General features: G+C 73.3%; 13 protein-coding genes. 10 read left to right on the forward strand and 3 right to left on the reverse strand.

Translation table 11 applies throughout. The features are described 5' to 3' along the window. Positions 1-203 precede the first annotated feature (203 nt). From cimA to ABTZ54_RS30870, 5 genes are all read left to right on the forward strand, one after another. On the forward strand, positions 204-1820 hold the full coding sequence (cimA, locus tag ABTZ54_RS30850; RefSeq protein WP_351669485.1) for a citramalate synthase: 1617 nt from the start codon (positions 204-206) through the stop codon (positions 1818-1820). Between the two features lie 43 nt (positions 1821-1863). Beyond that, positions 1864-3222: a hypothetical protein gene (locus ABTZ54_RS30855; protein WP_351669487.1), complete on the forward strand. Its 1359-nt coding sequence runs from the start codon at positions 1864-1866 to the stop codon at positions 3220-3222. A gap of 119 nt (positions 3223-3341) precedes the next feature. Then, positions 3342-4313 (forward strand): hypothetical protein, encoded by a 972-nt coding sequence (locus ABTZ54_RS30860; protein WP_351669489.1) that lies wholly within the window; start codon positions 3342-3344, stop codon positions 4311-4313. Between the two features lie 2 nt (positions 4314-4315). Then, the gene (locus tag ABTZ54_RS30865) at positions 4316-5320 is read left to right on the forward strand and encodes a beta-ketoacyl-ACP synthase 3 (RefSeq protein ID WP_351669491.1); all 1005 of its coding nucleotides are present in this window, start codon (positions 4316-4318) and stop codon (positions 5318-5320) included. Positions 5321-5449: 129 nt separating this feature from the next. Beyond that, a complete protein-coding gene (locus tag ABTZ54_RS30870) occupies positions 5450-6817 on the forward strand; it encodes an NsdA family TPR-like regulatory protein (protein ID WP_351669493.1) in 1368 nt (455 codons plus the stop codon). A 142-nt stretch (positions 6818-6959) separates the two neighbouring features. Here the strand turns inward: ABTZ54_RS30870 and dnaN are convergent, their stop codons facing one another. Both dnaN and ABTZ54_RS30880 read right to left on the reverse strand, forming a co-directional pair. Next, positions 6960-8063 carry a DNA polymerase III subunit beta gene (gene dnaN, locus ABTZ54_RS30875; protein ID WP_351669495.1) on the reverse strand — a complete coding sequence of 368 codons (1104 nt, stop codon included), beginning with the start codon at positions 8061-8063 and terminating at the stop codon, positions 6960-6962. A gap of 134 nt (positions 8064-8197) precedes the next feature. Beyond that, a complete protein-coding gene (locus ABTZ54_RS30880) occupies positions 8198-8812 on the reverse strand; it encodes a YceI family protein (protein WP_351669497.1) in 615 nt (204 codons plus the stop codon). Positions 8813-9067: 255 nt separating this feature from the next. On the opposite strand from ABTZ54_RS30880, the gene ABTZ54_RS30885 reads away from it, so the two are divergent. The 5 genes from ABTZ54_RS30885 to ABTZ54_RS30905 all read left to right on the forward strand — a co-directional run bounded on the left by ABTZ54_RS30885 (position 9068) and on the right by ABTZ54_RS30905 (position 18007). Continuing rightward, on the forward strand, positions 9068-9592 hold the full coding sequence (locus tag ABTZ54_RS30885; RefSeq protein WP_351669499.1) for a hypothetical protein: 525 nt from the start codon (positions 9068-9070) through the stop codon (positions 9590-9592). Between the two features lie 144 nt (positions 9593-9736). Then, on the forward strand, positions 9737-13588 hold the full coding sequence (locus ABTZ54_RS30890; protein WP_351669501.1) for an endo-alpha-N-acetylgalactosaminidase family protein: 3852 nt from the start codon (positions 9737-9739) through the stop codon (positions 13586-13588). Between the two features lie 124 nt (positions 13589-13712). Beyond that, positions 13713-16061 carry a polysaccharide lyase 8 family protein gene (locus tag ABTZ54_RS30895; RefSeq protein ID WP_351669503.1) on the forward strand — a complete coding sequence of 783 codons (2349 nt, stop codon included), beginning with the start codon at positions 13713-13715 and terminating at the stop codon, positions 16059-16061. Between the two features lie 143 nt (positions 16062-16204). Further along, positions 16205-17788: an acyl-CoA carboxylase subunit beta gene (locus tag ABTZ54_RS30900; protein WP_351669505.1), complete on the forward strand. Its 1584-nt coding sequence runs from the start codon at positions 16205-16207 to the stop codon at positions 17786-17788. 15 nt (positions 17789-17803) lie between these two features. Next, positions 17804-18007: an acyl-CoA carboxylase subunit epsilon gene (locus tag ABTZ54_RS30905; RefSeq protein ID WP_351669507.1), complete on the forward strand. Its 204-nt coding sequence runs from the start codon at positions 17804-17806 to the stop codon at positions 18005-18007. Positions 18008-18063: 56 nt separating this feature from the next. Here ABTZ54_RS30905 and ABTZ54_RS30910 read toward each other — a convergent pair whose 3' ends face one another. Next, the gene (locus ABTZ54_RS30910) at positions 18064-20982 is read right to left on the reverse strand and encodes an NACHT domain-containing protein (protein WP_351669509.1); all 2919 of its coding nucleotides are present in this window, start codon (positions 20980-20982) and stop codon (positions 18064-18066) included. Positions 20983-21104: the final 122 nt, after the last annotated feature.

Consider the following 21104-nt stretch of genomic DNA (forward strand, 5'->3'; position numbering starts at 1 on the left):
GCCGGTCCGCAGTGGCCGCTGACGCGTGGAACAACCCCCACGCAGGCGGACACCGTGCCCCAGACCCGCGCGCAGACCTCTCGCACCCGCGAGGGGTTTTTTCGTTTTCCGGCCCCACCACCGCCGAAAACGGACCGCGCGTGAGAATGGGGGCAAGTGGATCCAGACTTCCGGAGCCACATCCGACAGGAGCCATCACAGTCATGACCACGGAGAACGACGAGAGCCCGCGTCTCGACGACAGCTTCCATGTCTTCGACACCACGCTGCGCGACGGCGCCCAGCGTGAAGGAATCAACCTCACCGTCGCGGACAAGCTGACGATCGCGCGCCACCTCGACGACTTCGGCGTCGGCTTCATCGAGGGCGGCTGGCCCGGCGCCAACCCGCGCGACACCGAGTTCTTCGCCCGCGCCCGGCAGGAGATCGCGTTCAAGAACGCGCAGCTCGTCGCCTTCGGCGCCACCCGCAGGGCCGGCGGCAGCGCCGCCCAGGACCCGCAGGTCAAGGCGCTGCTCGACTCCGGCGCCCCGGTGATCACCCTCGTCGCCAAGTCGCACGACCGGCACGTCGAGCTCGCCCTGCGCACCACCCTCGAAGAGAACCTGGAGATGGTCCGCGACACCGTCTCCCATCTGCGCGCCCAGGGCCGCCGGGTCTTCGTCGACTGCGAGCACTTCTTCGACGGCTACAAGGCCAACCCCGGCTACGCCAAGGACGTCGTCCGCACCGCGCACGAGGCCGGCGCCGACGTCGTCATCCTCTGCGACACCAACGGCGGCATGCTGCCCGCCCAGGTCCAGGCCGTCGTCGCCACCGTCCTCGCCGACACCGGCGCCCGGCTCGGCATCCACGCCCAGGACGACACCGGCTGCGCCGTCGCCAACACCCTGGCCGCCGTCGACGCGGGCGCCACCCACGTCCAGTGCACCGCCAACGGCTACGGCGAGCGGGTCGGCAACGCCAACCTCTTCCCCGTCGTCGCGGCCCTTGAGCTCAAGTACGACAAGCGGGTGCTGCCCGAGGGCGCCCTCGCCGACATGACCCGGATCTCGCACGCCATCGCCGAGGTCGTCAACCTCACCCCCTCCACCCACCAGCCGTACGTGGGCGTCTCCGCCTTCGCGCACAAGGCGGGCCTGCACGCCTCCGCCATCAAGGTGGACCCGGACCTCTACCAGCACATCGACCCCGAGCTGGTCGGCAACACCATGCGGATGCTCGTCTCCGACATGGCCGGCCGCGCCTCCATCGAGCTCAAGGGCAAGGAGCTCGGCGTCGACCTGGGCGACGACCGCGCGCTGGTCGCCCGCGTCGTCGAGCGGGTCAAGGAGCGCGAGCTCAAGGGCTACACGTACGAGGCCGCCGACGCCTCCTTCGAACTGCTGCTCCGCGAGGAGGTCGAGGGCCGCCCGCGCCGCTACTTCCGCACCGAGTCCTGGCGGGCCATCGTCGAGGACCGCCCCGACGGCACCCACGCCAACGAGGCCACCGTGAAGCTGTGGGCCAAGGGCGAGCGGATCGTCGCCACCGCCGAGGGCAACGGCCCCGTCAACGCCCTCGACCGGGCCATCCGGGTCGCCCTGGAGCGGATCTACCCGCCGCTCGCCAAGTTCGGCCTCGTCGACTACAAGGTGCGCATCCTGGAGGGCCGCCACGGCACCGAGTCCACCACCCGGGTCCTGGTCACCACCAGCGACGGCAACACCGAGTGGTCGACCGTCGGCGTCGGCGGCAACGTCATCGCCGCCTCCTGGCACGCCCTGGAGGACGCCTTCACCTACGGGCTGCTGCGGGCGGGCATCGACCCGGCCGAATAGGCCCTCTATGTCCTGTTCGATGCCGTTCGGGTAGCGTCGAACCATGAGGACCAGGGCGATACCCGTATGGTCGGCCCTCGCCGGGCTGACGCTTCTGCTGCTCCTGGTCCTGGCCCCCTCCGCGGGGGCCAGGGCCACGGGCCTCTCCGACGCCGCCGCCGCCCTGAAACAGGGCCCGGTGTACGTCGACCCGGCCGCCGCCGCCCAGCTGTCGAAGGCCGACGCGGACGCCCTGGCGAAGAAGATCAAGGACGCGGACAAGCCGCTGTTCGTGGCGGTGCTCCCGGCGAACGCGCAGTTCCCGCCGGAGAACCTGCTGCGCAACCTGCGCACCGAGACCGGCGTGACCGGGCTCTACGCCGTACGCCTCGGCGACGGCTTCAACGCGGCCGCCGACCGCTCCGTGCTCTCCCGCGACGCGGTGCAGAACCTCGTCGCCGACGTGCGGCAGCCCGGCGTCGACGCGAAGACCGAGCTGAACAACTTCGTCGACCAGGCCCTGCCCACCATGCGCGGCTCCGCCCCCGCCTCCTGGGGCGCCACCGGCACCTCCGGCAGCGGCTCCGGCGTCCCCGTCGCGGGCCTCGTCGTCCTCGGCCTGGTGGTCGTGGGCGTCGGCGCCGGGCTCTACACGGCGTCCCGCCGCAAGCGGCTCCGCAAGGAGGCCGAGGAGCGCGCCGCCCTCGACCGGCTGCGGGTCGTCGTCGACGAGGACATCACCGCCTTCGGCGAGGAGCTGGAGCGGCTCGACTTCCACCCCGCCGAGGCGGGCGCCGACGACGCCATGCGCGGCGACTACGAGCGGGCCCTCGACTCCTACGACCGGGCCAAGTCCCTGATGGGCGCGGCCACCCGCCCGCACGACGTGCGCGGGGTCACCCAGGCCCTGGAGGACGGGCGCTACTCGCTCGCCGTGCTGGCCGCCCGCCGCGAGGGCCGCGCGCTGCCCGAGCGGCGCCCGCCCTGCTTCTTCGACCCGCGCCACGGCCCCTCCATCGCGGACCGCACCTGGACCCCGGCGGGCGGCGCCGCCCGCGAGGTCCCGGTCTGCGCCGCCGACGCGGCCCGCCTGGACGACGGGCTCGACCCGCAGGCCCGCACGGTCGAGACCGACGGCGGGCGCCGCCCCTACTGGGAGGCGGGACCGGCGTACGGCCCGTGGGCGGGCGGCTACTTCGGCGGCGGGATGCTGCCGGGCCTGCTCGTCGGCACCATGCTCGGCTCGATGCTCGCCACCCCGGCGTACGCGGCCGAGTACGGCGGCGCGGACTTCCAGGGCGGCGACTTCTCCGGCGCCGACTTCAGCTCCGGCGACTTCGGGTCGAGCGACTTCGGCGGCTTCGACGGCGGCGGCGGGTTCGACGGCGGCGGAGGCGGCTTCGACGGCGGTGGCGGGTTCTGATCGCTCGGACCCCCGCGTTGAACGCGTTGAGCAAACGTGCCTGCACGCATGGTGATCGGTGACCTTGGTCCCGGCGGCGCCTCCCGCGCCGCCGGGACCACCGGAAAGGTTGCTGGACCGTGCGCAACGACACCCTGGAACCGCTCGACGTCGACGGCCTGATCTGCGTCGAACCCCCCTACTTCGCGCTGCGCGATCTCTCCCGGGTGGCCCCGGGAGAGATCGTCGCGGACATACCCGTCGAGGCTCCCGCAGGACTTCAGACCACCCCTCTCGGCATCTCCGAGATCGGACGTCATCTCGCCATAGCCGGCCTCTGCGCCGCCTCGACCGTCAACCCCCGTCCCGGCCGCCACTTCTACCTCGCCCGGGCCGCCCGCGGCCGCTGGCACCTGTCCGCCGCCGCGACCGCGGCCCTCGCCGCCGAGGGCCTGACCGTACGCGCCCGCGCCGGCTTCCCCGCGCCGCGCAGGGCCGCCGCCGAGACCGCCCTGCACGCCGCCGACGGCACCCTCCTCGCCACCCTCGACGTCGAGTACGACGTCATGACCCGGGGCGTCTTCGCCCGCGTCGTCGGCGAGCCCGTACCGGACGTCCCGGCCGCCGCCAACCCGTACGCCCGCGCGCTGCCCCTGGAAGACCTCACCGTCCGGGGCGGCCACGGCAGCGCCCGGCTCGCCGTCACCCCCGGGATGTGCCCCGGCCACTTCGCCGGGCATCCGGTGCTGCCCGTGGCGACCCTCTCCTCCGGGATGACCGCGCTCGTCGACGCGGCTGTTGCCGCCCGGGGCACCGGCGCCCGCTGGCGGCCCGTCACCTGGTGGCTCAGCGCCGAGAAGCTGGCGCACGCCGGACAGACCGTCGTCTTCGAGGGCGTGGTCGAGCATGCCGCCGAGGACCCCAAGGGCGCCATGGGGGCGGCCGGCGCCCTCGCCACCTTCCGGGGCACCGCCCGGGTCGGCGCCGAGACCGTCGCCGAGGGCGGCGTCGAGCTGGTCCTCGTGGGCGAGGGCGCGCCGCCCGGCGCCCCCTGGGAGGCCCCCGGGGAGGACGCCGCCGCGTACGGCCCGCTGCCCGTCCAGCGTTTCTGACCATGGGGACGGCCGACGGCGCACCGCGACGGCACGCGCGGATCCTCTCGGTGGCGGCGTACCACCCGGTGCGCTCCCTCGACAACGACGAACTGGTGGCCGTCCACGGCCTCGACTCCTCCGACGGCTGGATCCGGGCCCGCAGCGGCATCCGGACCCGGGGCTTCGCCGCCCCGCACGAGACCCTCGCGTTCATGGGCGAGCGGGCGGCCCGCCGGGCCGTGCGGCGGGCCGGACTCGCGGTCGGGGACATCGACTGCGTCCTCGCCGCGACCATGAGCCACCTCGACGACGGGGGCTCCCTCGCCCGCGCGATCACCGACCGGCTCCGGCCGGCGCCACGCGGCGCGCTGGACGTCTCCGCCGCCTGCGCCGGTTTCTCCACCGGGCTCGAACTGGCCCGCTGTCTCGTCTCCGGCGGGGAGTTCGGCCGGGTCCTGCTGGTGGGCGCCGAGCGCATGTCCGACATCGTCGAGGCCGCCGACCGCACCACCAGCGTGCTCTTCGGCGACGGGGCCGGGGCCGTCGTCGTGGCCGCCGCCGACGAGCCGGGGATCTCGGCCGCCGCCTGGGGCAGCGACGGCGCCCAGGGGGATCTCCTCACCCGGGCCCCGGGCCACCCGGCCGACCCGCCGCCCGGCGTCAGCGGGCCGCCGTATCTGCGGATGCGGGGTCCTGAGCTGTACCGCTGGGTCATGGCGCACGTCCCCGAGAACGCGCACCAGGCCCTGCGGCGGGCGGGCGTCGCCCCCGGGGAGCTCAGCGCCTTCATCCCGCACCAGGCCAACGACCGGATGATCACCGGTCTGGTCAAGGCCCTCGCCCTGCCGCCGACCGTGGCCGTGGCCCGGGACGTGGTCCACCGCGGCAACACCTCCGCCGCCTCCATCCCGCTGGCGATGGACGCCCTGCTGGCGGAACGGCCCGGCCTTTCGGGCGGGCTCGCGCTGCTCACCGGCTTCGGGGCCGGGGTCTCGTACGCGGCCCAGGTGGTCCGACTGCCCTGAGGGGGGAGATGCTCTCGTTCCCGGGGCACCATCCAGGAAAGATCACGTACAGACTGCGTACAGACCGCACGGCGATCGTGGAGACCGCCGCACCGCATGGACGTCGAAGAGAGAGTGGAGGCGGATACCGTGTCACCCCGTCGTACCGGCCATCCGCTGAACGGGCTGCTCGCCGAGGCCCGGTGGAGCGCGGGAGACCTGGCGCGCGCCGTCAACGCCCTCGGCACCCGGCAGGGCATTCCGCTGCGGTACGACCGCACGGCGGTGGCCCACTGGCTCTCCGGGTCCTTCCCCCGCCCCCCGGCGGGCGAACTGGCCGCGCAGGCGCTGAGCCAGCGCCTCAACCGCGTGGTCACCCCCGACGAGACCGGGCTCGTCCGGGCCCCGGAGCGCGCCGAGGCGGGGGCCCGGACGCCCGCGCCGCGCCCCGACCCGGTCGGCGAACTCGTGGCGCTCTGCCGGAGCGAGACCAGCCCCACCCGCCGGGGCGCGCTGGCGGAGATCGTGTACGACACGGCCTTCGTGCCCCCGCCCCGGCGCGGCCGGCCGGGCAGGACCGCGCCGCGCATGACGCACCGGGTGAGCGCGGGCGACGTCGTGCTGATGCGGCGGCTGACCCAGGTCTTCTCGGACCTGGCCGCCGCGCACGGCGGGGCGCACGCCCGTACCGCGCTCGCCGCCTTCCTCGGCGACGACGTGGCCCGGACGCTGCGGTCCACCGCGCCGCCCGGGCTGCGCGCCGAACTGTTCACCGGGGCCGCGCAGTTGACCCATGTCCTGGCCGCGTCGACGGAGGACGCCGGTCAGCCGGGGGCCGCCCAGCGCTACTACCGGCTCGCGCTCGGCCTCGCGGCGGAGGCCGGGGACCCGCGCATGCGGGCGATCGTGCTGCGCTCCCTCAGTGCGCAGGCCGCCCGGCTCGGGCACCGGGGCAGCGCCGCCGCGTACGCCGAGGAGGCGGTACGGGCCGCGCGGACCACCGCCGACGACGCGACGGTCTCCTTCACCCTGGTCCAGCGCGCGCTCACGCACGCCCTCCGGCGTGAGGGGCGGGCGTCACGGGCCGACATGGCCGACGCGGAGCGCCTGCACGAGCGGGCGACCGGGCGGGCCGGACCCTTCTCGGTGTATCCGCGCTCCGGGCTCGACTACCAGCGGGCCGAGGTCTTCCACGCCCTCGGGCAGCGCAAGGATGCGGTGCGGGCGCTCCGGCAGGCCCTCGCCCTGCGCCCGCCGGAGCAGCACCGGGCCCACGCGCTCACCGAGGCGCGGCTGACCGAGATCCTGCTCGCCGCGGGGGAGGTGGAGGCGGCCGTCGGGCACGGGGAGCGGTTCCTGCACCACTTCGCGTACATCCGGTCCGCCCGCGCCGAACAGGCCCTGGCCAGGCTGCACTACGGATTGCGGGCCTTTCCCCAGCAGGCCGACGCCGTGGCGCTGCGGGAGCGGGCCGGGGCGCTGGCCGGGACGAGACCGGAGCCGGCCCAGGAGGAGTGAAGGGTCGGATAAATGGCGCGAGTCGGGCAAAAAGGATCATCCATGCGCTAGAGGTATCACGCGCCCGGCGGCCCCGCAGACCGACGGGGCTCGCCGGGTTCGTCAGGTTTTATGGGTATCTGAAATGCGGTGAACGCCCCTGTCAGACCAGGGGCTTCACCGACATCAGCAGATGCCGGTGCGTCCCGCCCTCCCTGTCCGTGATCAACGCCCGCTGCCCGGGGCCGAGCAGCTGGAGGCGCAGCTCCGCCGCGTCGAAGGAGCTCAGGGCGTCGAGCAGATAGCCCGGGTTGAACGCGACCGTCAGCGACTCGGCCCCGGTGAGCGAGGCGGGCAGCCGCTGGGAGGCGACGTCGTCCTCGTATCCCGCCTGGAGGTGGACGCCGGTCGCGTCGAAGGCCAGCTGGACCGGGCTGTCGCCCTCGGCCACCACCGCGACCCGCTTCACGGCCTCGACCAGCGGGGCCCGCCCGGTGACCGCGACCGCGTGCTCCCCGAGCGTGAACAGCTTGTCGTGCCGGGGGAGCCGCCCGTCCAGGAGCCGGGTGGTGGTCCGCATGCCGCCGCTCTCGAAGCCGATCGAGCCCTGGTCGAGGGCGAGCCGGAGCGGCCCCGTGCCCGCGAGCGAGCGGGCGATGTCGGTGAGCCGACGGGCCGGGACCACCACGTCGGCGGCCTCGGCGCCGGACGCCTCCTCGGGCCGCCACTCCAGGGTGCGCACCGCGTACCGGTAGCGGTCCGTCGCGGCCAGGGTCATCGTCGTGCCGTCCAGGCCCAGCCGTATCCCCGTGAGCACCGGCAGCGCGTCGTCCCGGCCGGCCGCCACCGCCACGTGCCCCACGGCCGCCGCGAAGGCGTCCGCGTCCACCGTGCCGCGCAGGGCCGGCAGCGCGGGCGGGGCCGGGTGGTCGTCCAGGGGCAGCAGCGAGAGCCCGAAGCGGGCGTCGCCGCCGGTCACCGAGAGCCGGGCCCCCTCGACCGCGCAGGCCACGGGACCGGGCGGCAGCACCTTGCAGATGTCGAGCAGCCGCCGCCCCAGCACCAGCGCGCGCCCGTCCCGCAGGGTGTCGGCCTCCACCTCGATCCGGGCGGAGGCCTCGTAGTCGAGCCCGGAGACGCGCAGCCGGCCGTCGGCGGCCTCCAGGAGCAGGCCGCCGAGGACGGGCACGGGGGAGCGGGCCGGCAGCACACGGGCCGCCCAGGCCACGGCGTCGGTCAACAGACCGCTGTCGATACGGAATTCCATGCCGTCGACGCTAGCCCCAGCCACTGACAACGGCCCCCGCCCTCGTCGTGGGACGGGCCTGAAGGCCCCGGAAACGCCGAGCGCCCGCCTTCCGCGTAAGCGGACAGGCGGGCGCGCTCGTTTTCCCGGGGGGATCAGGCGGCGTTCTTGATGGCGGAGATGTCGAAGTTCAGCTTGACCTTGTCGCTGACCATGACGCCACCGGTCTCCAGGGCCGCGTTCCAGGTCAGGCCCCAGTCGGAGCGCAGGATCTCGGCGTTGCCCTCGAAGCCGACCCGCTCGTTGCCGTAGACGTCGGTGGCGCTGCCGTTGAACTCCAGGTCGATGGCGAGCGGCTTGGTGACGTCCTTGATGGTCAGCTCGCCGGTGATGCGGTACTTGTCACCGCCCAGCTGCTCGGCGCGGGTGGAGCGGAAGCTCATCAGGGGGAACTGCTCGGCGTCGAAGAAGTCGCCGCTGCGCAGGTGGCCGTCGCGGTCGGCGATGCCGGTGTCGATGGAGGCGATCTTGACGTCGATGGCGGCCGTGGAGGAGGCCGGGTCGGAGCCGTCCAGCTTCAGCGCGCCCTCGTGCTCCGCGAAGGTGCCGCGGACGTTGGTGACCATGGCGTGGCGGACGGTGAAGCCGATGCTGCTGTGCGCCGGGTCGATCGTGTAGTCGCCGGTCAGGGCGGCGAGGGCCGGGTCCACCGGGAGGGTCGCGACGGCGGTGGCGGCGGCGGTCTCGTTCTTGCGGCTGAAGATGCCCATGACGTGCTCCTTGATCAGATTTCCCGGCGGCGGGGGCGGGGCCGGATCCCGTGTTGTTGAACCTTCAACGAGAACGACGATAGACCTATTCCGTTCAACTTTCAACATCTAGGGAAGATGTTCACCCGCCCGGCCCCGACGCCCTCTGGCGGACGCGCGTAGAACTGCGGCACCATCTCCCTGCGCGCCACGCACCACCGCACCACCTGCACAGCCGTCCCCAACCGTCACGGTCACCCGCAGGAGGAACCCCCGATGAAGCACCGGTACCGCTCCGCCCTCACCGCCCTCGCGCTCGGCGTCACCGCCCTCTTCGCCCCCGGCGTCGGCGCCCTGTCCGCCCCCACCGACGCCCAGGCCGCGGTCACGGTCACCAAGATCAGCCACTCCACCGCGACCTCGATGTTCAGCTCCTCCGGCATCACCTGGTCCTCGTCCGGCGGCTGCTCGGACCGCAACAACGCCACGTGTACGTCCTTCGAGCAGCTCAACCTCGCCACCGCCCAGGGCGCCCAGACCCTGAAGAGCGCCAGCGGCTGCGCCCTGAACATCACCGGCGGCACCGAGACCGGCCACGCCAGCGGCACCTACTCGCACTGGAACGGCTACAAGCTGGACTTCGCCAAGGGCACCTGCGTCACCAACTACGTCAAGAACACGTTCACCTACATCGGCCTGCGCGGCGACGGCGCCCCGCAGTGGAAGTCCGGCGCCGGCAACGTCTACGCCGACGAGGGCAACCACTGGGACGTGACCTTCTACAACTGCGGCGGCTGCTGAGCCACCGGCTCCAGGCCCAAGCACCGGCTCCACCCCGAACCACCGGCTCCACTTGGACTAACCGGAGGGGGTTGTTGGACTGGCGGGGCCGTCGGCGGACGATCTCGTTGACGGTGCTCCGCCACCCCGGGCCAACTGGTGCGCATGTCGCACCCACACCCTCCCTCCGCCGCGCGGCGGCTGCGCACGGTCTGTGCGCTGGCCGCCGCCACCTCCGCCGTCCTCGCCCTCGCGGGCCCGGCCCGCGCCGGCACCGATTCCGGGGGCGAGCGCCCGACGACCGCCGCCACGGTCATCGGCTCCGCCCGGCTCTCCGTCGCCGTCGCCGAGGACTTCCCGCGCGTCCTCTCGTACACCGACCGCGCCACCGGCGCCCGGCTGCTCGGCAGCACCGCCCCCGTCACCCAGGTCGTCCTCAACGGCACCGGTTACCCGGTCCGGGCCACCGGCGCGCCCGTCGTGACCCGCGACTCCGCCGCGTACACCCTGGCCTTCCCCGACCTGCCCGGGGTCGAGATCGACGCCCGGCTGAGCGTCAGCGGCCGGGCCACCACCTTCCGGGTCACCGCGGTCCGCGACACCGAGGCCTTCCGGGTCGCCACCCTCGACATCCCGGGCCACGACCTGGTCTCCGTCGGCTCCGCCGACCCCGGGGCCGAGACCGCCTTCACCCGGCTCGACCCCGACTCCACCCGGACCGCCGACGTCTTCGCCAAGGTCACCGACGCCACCCCGGCCGAGCCGGGCGCCGTCGGCGCCACGTACGCGATCGTCAACACCGGCAGCCTCGCCGCGGCCGTCGAGTCCAACTCCTCCTACGACAATCCCTCCGGCCCCGCCGCCCGCGACGGCGCCCGCCTCTGGCACCAGGCCCGCAGGACCGGCACCGAGACCCGCGTCGGCGTCTGGTCCGGCCAGTGGACCTACCGCGGCGCCGGAGCCCCCGCGCCCGCGAGCGGCGACGCCCTGCCCTGGGCCAAGGTCGTCGTCACCCCCGACGCCAACGGCGACGGGCGCACCGACTGGCAGGACGGCGCCGTCGCCTTCCGGACCATCGGCGTCAAGGCCTCGGGCAGTGAGGGGACCCCCGACCGGGTGGTCGCCCACATCCCCTTCAACTTCGCCTCCCAGGCCACCCACCCCTTCCTGCGCACCCTCGACGACGTCAAGCGGATCTCGCTGTCCACCGACGGGCTCGGCCAGTTCGCCCTGCTCAAGGGATACGGCTCAGAGGGCCACGACTCCGCCCACCCCGACTACGGCGGCAACTACAACAAGCGCGCCGGCGGCCTCGCCGACCTCAACACCCTCCTCAAGGAGGGCCGGAAGTGGGGCGCGGGCTTCGGCGTCCACATCAACGCCACCGAGTCGTACCCCGAGGCGAAGAACTTCAGCGAGACCCTCGTCGACAAGACCAAGCCCGGCTGGAACTGGCTCAACCAGAGCTACTACATCGACCAGCGCCGGGACGTGAACAGCGGCGACCTCGCCCGCCGCCTCCAGCAGCTGCGCGACGAGACCGACCCCAATCTGTCCACCCTGTACATCGACGTCTACTACACCCACGGCTGGATCGCCGACGAGACGATGCGGGCGGCGACGGCCCAGGGCTGGAACGTCGCCACCGAGTGGTCCGAGAAGTTCGAGCGGAACTCCCTCTGGTCCCACTGGGCCAACGACCTCGACTACGGCGGCGCCACCAACAAGGGCCTCAACTCGCGCATCATCCGCTTCATCCGCAACGGCGAGAAGGACGTCTGGAACGATCACCCGGTCCTCGGCCAGACCGCCCTCGTCGACTTCGAGGGCTGGACCGGCGAGACCGACTACACCGCCTTCACCGCCAACATCTGGCAGCGCAACCTGCCCGCCAAGTACCTCCAGCACCAGCGGATCACCCGCTGGGACGGCGACGACATCACCTTCACCGGCGGGGTCCGCGGCACCGTGGAGAACGGCCGCCGCACCTTCTACGAGCAGGGCCGCAAGGTCCTCGACGGCGACGCCTACCTGCTGCCCTGGGACGGCGGGCGCAAGCTGTACCACTACAACAAGACCGGCGGGACGACGAGTTGGGCCGTGCCCGGCACCGGCGCGTACACCGTCTACCGGCTCACCGACAACGGGCGCGTGAAGACCGGCACCGTCCGGCCCGTGGACGGGCGCGTCACCCTGGACGCCGCCGCCGGACAGCCCTACGTCCTCTACCCGAACCGGGCGCCCGCACCGCGCGCCCCCCGCTGGGGCCAGGGCACCCCCGTCAAGGACCCCGGCTTCAACGACGCGGGGCTCCGCTCCTGGACGAAGACCGGCACCGTCACCCGGGACACCGACGCCCAGGGCCGCACCAGCGCGCGGTTCACCGGGCCCGCCGCCGCCTCCGTACGCCAGCGGATCACCGGACTGACCCCCGGCGCCCGGTACACCGCCTCCGCCCTGATCGAGGTCGAGCCCGGCGGGACCCGCCCCACCACGCTCTCCGTCGGCGGCCGGTCCGTGACCGTCGAGCGCTCGGTCCTTGAGGACCGGGTGGCCGCCGCCGACTGGAACGGCACCCGTCTCCAGCGCGCCAAGGTCACCTTCACCGCCGGGGCGCGCACCGAGCTCAGGATCGAGGCGGCGCCGGGCAGCGCGGCCACCGTCCGGATCGACGACGTCCGGATCGTCGCGAACGACCCCGCCGCGAAGGCCGGAACCCTCGTGTACGAGGACTTCGAGGCCGTCGACCAGGGCTGGGGCCCCTTCCTCAAGGGCGACGCGGGCGGCACCACCGACCCGCGCACCCACATCGCCCAGCTCCACGCCCCGTACACGCAGGCGGACTGGAACGGGAAGGCGATCGACGACGTCCTCGGCGGCGCCGAGTCCCTCAAGTCCCACGACGAGAACAGCGGCCTGGTCTACCGCACCGCCCCCTGGACCGTCCCGATGCGCGACGGGCGCGCCTACCGCGTCGCCTTCGCCTACCAGTCCAGCCACGCCGGGGCCTACGAGTGGGTCACCGGCTACGACCGCACGAGCGGCCCCGGCGCCCCCGTGGAGACCCGGCGCACGCCGATCGGGCAGCAGAGGACGACCGGGCACTTCTCCGAGACCGTCACGGCGGGCTGCGGCGACACCTGGACCGGCCTTCGCAAGCGCGCCGACGCCCCCGACGGCGCCGACTTCACGCTCGACGGCTTCACCGTGACCGACCTCGGCCCGGCCCCCGAGCGCCCCGCCTGCGGCACCCTCGGCGTCACCGCGCCCGAGACCCTGGAGCCCGGCCGCCCGAACACCGTCACCGCCACCTTCGGCAACGACGAGGCCGCCGAGGTCTCCGGCGCCCGGGCCACCCTCACCCTCCCCGAGGGCTGGACCGCCGAGCCCGCCGGGCCCGTCGCTCTCGCCCCGGTCGCCCCGGGCGCGCGGGCCGCCGCCACCTGGCGGGTCACCCCGCCGGTGGACGCCCCCTACCGGGCGTACGAGCTCGGCGCGGGCCTCGCGTACGAGACCGGCGACGGGCCCCGGAAGGTGACCGCCGCCACCACCGTCCGCACCCTGCCCCCGCCGCCCACCGCCGACAGCTGGGCCAGCGACCTCGACTGGACCTCCTCGGCCAACGGCTGGGGGCCGATCGAGCGGGACCTCTCCAACGGCGAGACCGGCACCGGCGACGGCGGCCCGCTGCGGATCGGGGGAGTGACCTACGCCAAGGGCCTGGGCAGCCACGCCCCGGCCACCGTCCGCTACTACCTGGGCGGCCGGTGCACCTCCTTCACCGCCGAGGTCGGCGTGGACGACGTCCAGACCAGCCGGGGCTCCGTCCGCTTCTCGGTGCGCGCCGACGGGACGGAGCGGGCGGCCTCCCCGGTCCTCAGGGCGGCCGACCCCGCCTGGGCGCTCACCGCCGACGTCACCGGGGCCGCGTATGTGGACCTCGTCGTCGGGGACGGCGGCGACGGCAACGGCAACGACCACGCGGACTGGGGGAACGCGCGCTTCCACTGCGGCTGAGTGCATAGGGCTGGTCGTAGGCGCAGCAAGACAGAAAGCGTTTGCTGTGCTCATTGATTGCGTCGGGCGACGGGTGTTAGACCGGGCGCCTACCGGTCCCCACCCCTTCCCCCGGGAGGCTCCCGTGCCCGTCCCCCGCGCAAGCGACTGGTCCCGCCGCACGTTCCTCGGCGCCGGCTCCGCCGCCCTCGCCGCCCTCGCCGCCCTCGCCCTCGCACCCCACGCCCACGCCGCCGACGAGCCGTTCGAGCCGTTCGAGACCCTGCGGCGGCGCTGGCTCGACCTCCAGCTCGGCTCCGGCTACGACGCCGGGGCCGAGCCCTACGCCGCGCGGCTCGCCGAGACCGGCACCCTCGCCCGGGGCTTCCGGGCCGCCATGGCACCCGCCGCGAACTCCCTGTGGCCCGACGCCCCCTTCGACCCGCCGGCCGGCATCACCCAGGGCTACGGGCGGCTGTGGACGATGACCCAGGCGTACGTCCAGGAGGGCACCGGATCCACCGGCGACCCCGCCCTCCTCGCCGACGTCCTGCGCGGCCTCGACCACCTCTCCGAGCGCGTCTACCACTCCGGCACCGTCCGTTACGGCAACTGGTGGGAGTGGCAGATAGGCTCCCCGCGCCTCCTGATGGACATCGTCGCCGCCCTCCACCCGCTGCTCGGCGCCGAGCGGATCGCCGCCGCCTGCGCCGCCGTCGACCACTTCGTCCCGGACTCCGCGATCGGCGCGTACACCGGCACCTCCACCGGCGCCAACCGCGTCGACCTGTGCCGCTCGGTCGCCCTGCGCGGGGTGCTCGGGGCCGACCCCGCCAAGCTGGCCCTCGCCCGCGACGCCCTCTCGCCCGTCTTCCCGTACGTCACGAAGGGCGACGGCCTCTACGCCGACGGGTCCTTCGTCCAGCACACCTGGGTCGCCTACTCCGGCACCTACGGCCAGGTCATGCTCGACGGCCTCGGCCGGCTCTTCACCCTGCTCGCCGGCTCCGCCTGGGAGGTCACCGACCCGAACCGGCAGATCGTCCTCGACAGCGTCGAGCACGCCTACGCGCCCCTCCTCTACGACGGCCTGATGATGGACAGCGTCAACGGGCGGGCCGTCAGCCGCGGATACCTGAAGAACGACGAGCGGAAGATCATGCGCTCCGACCACTTCCACGGCCAGGGCCTCATCGCCGCCATCGCGCTGCTCGCCGGCGGCGCGAGCCCGGCCGAGCGGACCCGCTGGCACGCCCGGGTGAAGGGCTGGATCGAGCGGGACACCGTCTCCCCGGTGCTCGCCGCCCGCCAGTTCGGCGTCGCCGACCTCGCCCGGCTGCACGCCATCGCCGCCGCGCCCGCCCCGGCCGCGCCCGAGCCCACCGGGCACCGCCTGTTCGCCGCCATGGACCGGGCCGTGCACCGCCGCCCCGGCTGGGCCGCCAACATCGCCATGGCCTCCGAGCGCATCGCCTACTACGAGTGCGGCAACGGCGAGCACCCGCGCGGCTGGCACACCGGCGCCGGGATGCTCTCCTGGTGGACCGGCGGCCGGGGCGACCAGTACACCGACTGGTTCTGGCCCACCGTCGACCCCTACCGGCTGCCCGGCACCACCGTCTCCACCAAGCGCCTCGCCGACCGCGCGGGCGGCGAGTGGGGCGCGGCCCGCCCGGCCGTGAAGTGGGTCGGCGGCGCCACCGACGGGGAGTTCGCCGCCGTCGGGCAGCACCTCAAGGGCCTCGGCTCCACCCTGGAGGCCCGCAAGTCCTGGTTCTGCGCCGCCGACACCGTCATCTGCCTGGGCGCCGGGATCACCGCCCGCGACGGCGTCCCCGTCGAGACCGTCGTCGACAACCGCCTGCTCGGGGAGGCCGGCACCGAGGCCCTCACCACCGGCGACGGCTGGGCCCACCTCGAAGGCCACGGCGGCTGGGTCCTTCCTGGCGGTACGGGGGAGCTGCGCACCCTGCGCGAGGACCGCACCGGCGCCTGGAGCGACATCAACACCACCAGCTCCACCGAGCGCCGCACCCGCCGCTACCAGACCCTCTGGCTGGACCACGGCACCGACCCGGCGGACGCCTCGTACACCTACCTCCTGATGCCGGGGGCCTCGCCGCGCACCCTCGCCGCCCGCGCCGCCGACCCCGGCTGGCTGCGGATCCTCGCCAACGACGCGGCCCGGCAGGCCGTCGCCGTGGCCTCCCTCGGACTGACCGCCGCCAACTTCTGGCAGGCCGGTACGGTGGACCGGCTGACCGTGTCCGCGCCCGCGAGCCTGCTGCTGCGGCGGCGGCGCTCCACGGTGTCGCTGCGGGTGAGCGAGCCGGTGCGCTCGGGGCAGCCGTTCGAGCTGGTCTGGGACCGGCCGGTGCGCGCGGTGACCGCCCACGACGACACCGTGGAGGTGCTCGCCACCGGCGCGGGGCTCCGGCTGCGGATCACCCCCGGTACCGCGGGGGCCACCCACCGTTGCGAGGTCCTTGTGTAGGAACCCTACAATCACCGGGGGTGTCTGGCTGTTGACTCGGCCTGGTGGGGCAAAGGTTCTGTAAGGCCCCACCAGGATTCGACACGGGAGACTGTACGGAGTCGACGGCGGGGTTTCCTTGGATGACTTCGTAGGGTCGGTACATGACCGTTGTGGACCAGATCCCGAGCGAGCCCGCTGACGCCCGTGGCCGTGTGGCCGAGCTGCACGAGCTGCGCGAGCAGGCTCGGCGTGGCCCGAGTGACCGAGCGACCGAGGCCCAGCACGCCAAGGGCAAGCTGACCGCTCGCGAGCGCATCGAGCTGCTGCTCGACGCCGGTTCCTTCCAGGAGGTCGAGCAGCTCCGCAGGCACCGCGCCAGCGGCTTCGGCCTGGAGGCCAAGAAGCCGTACACCGACGGTGTCATCACCGGCTGGGGCACGGTCGACGGCCGCACGGTCTTCGTCTACGCGCACGACTTCCGGATCTTCGGCGGCGCCCTCGGCGAGGCCCACGCCACCAAGATCCACAAGATCATGGACATGGCCATCGCGGCCGGTGCCCCGCTGGTCTCCCTGAACGACGGCGCCGGCGCCCGTATCCAGGAGGGCGTCTCCGCCCTCGCCGGCTACGGCGGCATCTTCCAGCGCAACACCCGCGCCTCGGGCGTCATCCCGCAGATCTCGGTGATGCTCGGCCCGTGCGCCGGCGGCGCGGCCTACAGCCCCGCCCTGACCGACTTCGTCTTCATGGTCCGCGAGACCTCGCAGATGTTCATCACCGGACCGGACGTCGTTAAGGCGGTCACCGGCGAGGAGATCACCCAGAACGGCCTCGGCGGCGCCGACGTGCACGCCGAGACCTCCGGCGTCGCGCACTTCGCGTACGACGACGAGGAGACCTGCATCGCCGAGGTGCGCTACCTCCTGTCGATGCTCCCGCAGAACAACCGCGAGAACCCGCCGACCGTCGCCTCCGAGGACCCGGCCGACCGCCGCTCGGACGTGCTGCTCGACCTGGTGCCCGCCGACGGCAACCGCCCGTACGACATGCACAAGGTCATCGAGGAGCTCGTCGACGACGGCGACTACTTGGAGATCCACGAGCGCTGGGCCCGCAACATCATCTGCGCCCTCGCCCGGCTGGACGGCCAGGTCGTCGGCATCGTGGCCAACCAGCCGCAGTCCCTCGCCGGTGTCCTCGACATCGAGGCCTCCGAGAAGGCCGCCCGCTTCGTTCAGATGTGCGACGCCTTCAACATCCCGATCATCACCCTTCTGGACGTCCCCGGCTTCCTGCCCGGCGTCGACCAGGAGCACGGTGGAATCATCCGCCACGGCGCGAAGCTGCTGTACGCGTACTGCAACGCGACCGTGCCCCGGATCTCGCTGATCCTGCGCAAGGCGTACGGCGGCGCCTACATCGTCATGGACTCCCAGTCCATCGGAGCCGACCTGACGTACGCCTGGCCCACCAACGAAATCGCGGTGATGGGCGCCGAAGGCGCCGCCAACGTCATCTTCCGCAAGCAGATCGCGGAGGCCGAGGACCCCGAGGCCATGCGCGCGCGCATGGTCAAGGAGTACAAGGCCGAGCTCATGCACCCGTACTACGCCGCGGAGCGCGGCCTGGTCGACGACGTCATCGACCCCGCCGAGACCCGCGAGGTACTCGCCAGGTCCCTCGCGATGCTCCGCACCAAGCACGCCGACCTGCCGTCCCGCAAGCACGGCAACCCGCCTCAGTAAGAGGAGCCCCCCGAAGTGACCACGCCTGCCACAGCCAACCTTCTCCGCGTCGAGAAGGGCCACGCCGACCCCGAGGAGCTGGCCGCCATCACCGCGGTCCTGCTCGCCCGCGCCGCCTCCCAGCCCGACGAGCCGGCCACCGCCCACGGCCGCTCCACGGCCGGCTGGCGCCGCCTGGAGCGCGAGAACGGCTTCCGCGCCCCGCACAGCTGGCGCTGACGCTCGCGCCGAAGGGCCCCGCACCGATGTGGTGGGGGGCCCTTTGGTGTGGGGGCCTACTTGTTGAGCGGGTGAGGGCGCCCGTCCGGGGTGCGGCAGTCAAGGAGACGCAGCTTCACAGGGAGACCGGAGACATCCTCGGGCAGAACGCACGATCGTGCATGGACCCATGGGGTCAATGGTGATTCTTGAGCGAACCGGGGATTCCACTTACTGAGGTCGTACCCGAAGAGCAAGAGGACGAGCGATGCGCTCAGGTGGGTCAGATCATCGAGTCCACGCAGCCGCCCATTGCCTTGGAGCGTGACATGAACGAGACGGGTGAGCGAGGTCAGCACGGTCAGGTCGTGGCCGGCAGGAAGGCTCCCCAGCAACAGAGCTTCCAGATGCGACCAGGAGCGCAGCGGAGACAGGTCGGCATCCCCGTGGATGTCGCTCATCCACAGTCCGTGCAGCGGAGGCAGTTCGGTCACGCGCGAAAGCGCCTGCTCGAACCGGTAGTCCACAGTGACCCAGCGCACGTCTCGGAGCCGGGTCAGCGGCGCCCATTGACCGGGATGCGTCAGATGGACGGCGAGGTCGTCCAACGGGAGCTGCCGTAGCACCGCCTCGGCGTAGGCGTCGGCGTCGAAGTATTCCCAGGCGCGGATGATCGCCCGGTGGACGTCCTCCCTGTCGTCGCTCGCGTACCGTTCCAGCCGGGCGAACGCCGCGTCACCCCCGATCCTGGCCACCGTGTGCACCGTTGCCGCCGCCGTTGCACTGCTCAGCCCCTCAAGCGTGGGCGGCAACCGTCGAATCAGCGGCGAACCGACAGCCGCCAGCGAGGCGACCTCCCCGCTCCGCCTAGGCGGCACCAGCCGCACCATGGCCTCGTCCAGCCGTCCCGCCACCGCCTCCGGAATCGCCGCCATCGTCTCCTGGCACGACGCGGCCACCAGGCGCAGCGGCCTGGCGTGCCGGAGTTCGGTCTTCGCGCGGTCCAGGATGCCGCCGAGCAGTTCCTCCTGCTGGGTGCGGTTCGCGTGGCCGGCGGCCATGATCACGGTCTCGCGCCACAGGTCGAGGTGGGCGCGGCCCACCAGGTTGCCGATGCGGTCCTCGCCGGCGGCCTCGTGGGCGGCGAGGTACTCCTGGAAGGTGCGGTGGACGAAGTCGACGCGTCCTTCCACCGGTGAGCGCAGCACCCCCGACCGGTGCAGCAGGTGGTCCAGTACGGCGGCGCCGTCCAAGCCCTCCAGGTGGCGCATCGCCGCCAGCTTGGCGGTGAGGTGGGCGGCCGCCTGGGCCGTCCCGATCTCGCTGCGGCCGTTGTCGGAGAGGCGCCAGGCCAGGTCACGCAGCAGGCACAGCTTGTCGGTGAGGGTCAGCGCGACCGGCAGCTCGCTGCGTACGACGCCCCGGTCCGCGTCCCGCTGCTGGACGAGGACTTCGAGAGCCATCCGGTACAGCTCCATGCGGTTGCGCGGAAGCTCGCCTCGCCGGGCCAGGTGCAGCGCGCACAGCAGGGCGGCGAGCAGCGGGTTCATGGCGAGCGACTGGAGGTGGGGGCGGTCCTGGAGGCTCGTGAGCAGGAGCCGTTCGTAGCGGGAGAGCTCCTCCTCGGGGCAGGGCAGGTCGTCGCCCTGTCCGCGTACGGCCGCGTGCCACTGCCGGACGAAGGCGGTGAGGTCCGACGGGGTCATCCGCTCCAGATGGAACGGCGTGAACTTCTCGTCGCGGAGCCAGTCCACCCGGGCCGCCGCCGGGCGGGAGGTGACGACGATCCGCGTGTCCGGATACAGGCCGAGCAGCCCGCGCAGCCACTCCCGTACCGCCCGGCGCTCGCTCGCGAGCAGCTCGTCGACGCCGTCCACGAGCAGCAGGGCCCGCCCCTCGCGGAAGACGCGGTGCATCCAGCTCTTCGGCATCACTCCGGCCAGCTGGCCGAACTGCCGGTCCAGCATCGCCTCGGGCGGTGGTGGTGGGGCTCCCGCGTACTGGCGGAGTTTGATCACGACGGGGATGAGGCCGTTCCAGTCGGCCAGCGCACCGGTGAAGGCGCCCCGGGCGGCGGTCACCGCGAGCCATTGGAGCAGCGTGGTCTTGCCGGACCCGGCCTCACCGCGCAACAGGACCTTGCAGGAGTCCTTCAGCGCGGCCTCGACGCGCATGCTCGACGCGCGCTCCGCCTCGTGCCTCTCCCACTGCCCGGCTCCGCCGCGCAGCACCGGACGGGCGCGCGCCGGCCGCCGTTCCCCGTCGTCCTCCGAGGCCCGCAGGCTCACGTACGCCACGGAGAGGCGGGTGCGCGGGGCTCTGTCGGAGGGACCGAGGCCGAACAGCTCGATCTCGTCCATGGAACGGCTGACCAGGCTCAGGTACTCGCGGCGGAAGGCCTCGTCCTCGCCGGTGCCCTCGGGCGCGTACAGGGACCGGGCCGGCAGGCGTTCCAGCACCTTCTCCAGCTCGTCGCCGAACGAGGTGGCCCTGGCGAGCAGTTCACCCACGGCCCGCTCCGTGAAGACGGGCAGCCCGCGCAGCACCCGGACGTAGCAGTCGCAGCACTCGTCGAGGAGCACGTCGTAGAACCGCGTCTCCGCGTCGGAGAAGCCGACGGGCACCGGCGCCGACCGGCGGATGCGCCGGGCCAGTTCGACGGGGTCCGCGTCCGAGCCGAGGATCGCCTCGTCCGACAGGTCCGCTCCGGCGAAGGTGCTGATGACCGCCTGCTGTACGGCCGCGCGCCCCTCCGTGGTCAGATCCCGGAACTCGTGTTCGAGCAGGGGCTGCATCCGGCCGGCCACCGCGTCCGCGATCTGCTCGAACTGGCGGGTCAGGCTCCGCTGGACCCGAAGTCCCGGTATCCGTACGCGGATCAGCTCGCTCATGGACGAACCGGCCCGCTGCTCCCGCTCCTTGGGGGCCAGCCACAGTTGTACCGCCCGTGTCGCCACTGTGCTGCCCAGCCGGATCGCGGTCGCCTCTGCACTCATGACCGCATTCTGGTGGAGCACGGAAAAGGGTGGGGTCGTTTGGGGAGGCGGGCGGGGGGGGGCGCCCCCCCCACAGGGGGGCGGCGCGCCCCCACCCGGGGGGGGGGGGGGGTGAGCCCGGG

The organism is Streptomyces sp. NPDC094032 (assembly GCF_040303965.1).
Taxonomy (GTDB): Bacteria; Actinomycetota; Actinomycetes; order Streptomycetales; family Streptomycetaceae; genus Streptomyces.

Coding starts and splice junctions, on each gene's coding strand:
- dnaN (WP_351669495.1), bottom strand. CDS start 8,063: ATGGAATTCCGTATCGACAGCGGTCTGTTGACCGACGCCGTGGCCTGG.
- ABTZ54_RS30890 (WP_351669501.1), top strand. CDS start 9,737: ATGTCGCACCCACACCCTCCCTCCGCCGCGCGGCGGCTGCGCACGGTC.
- ABTZ54_RS30885 (WP_351669499.1), top strand. CDS start 9,068: ATGAAGCACCGGTACCGCTCCGCCCTCACCGCCCTCGCGCTCGGCGTC.
- ABTZ54_RS30880 (WP_351669497.1), bottom strand. CDS start 8,812: ATGGGCATCTTCAGCCGCAAGAACGAGACCGCCGCCGCCACCGCCGTC.
- ABTZ54_RS30910 (WP_351669509.1), bottom strand. CDS start 20,982: ATGAGTGCAGAGGCGACCGCGATCCGGCTGGGCAGCACAGTGGCGACA.
- ABTZ54_RS30855 (WP_351669487.1), top strand. CDS start 1,864: ATGAGGACCAGGGCGATACCCGTATGGTCGGCCCTCGCCGGGCTGACG.
- ABTZ54_RS30900 (WP_351669505.1), top strand. CDS start 16,205: ATGACCGTTGTGGACCAGATCCCGAGCGAGCCCGCTGACGCCCGTGGC.
- cimA (WP_351669485.1), top strand. CDS start 204: ATGACCACGGAGAACGACGAGAGCCCGCGTCTCGACGACAGCTTCCAT.
- ABTZ54_RS30865 (WP_351669491.1), top strand. CDS start 4,316: ATGGGGACGGCCGACGGCGCACCGCGACGGCACGCGCGGATCCTCTCG.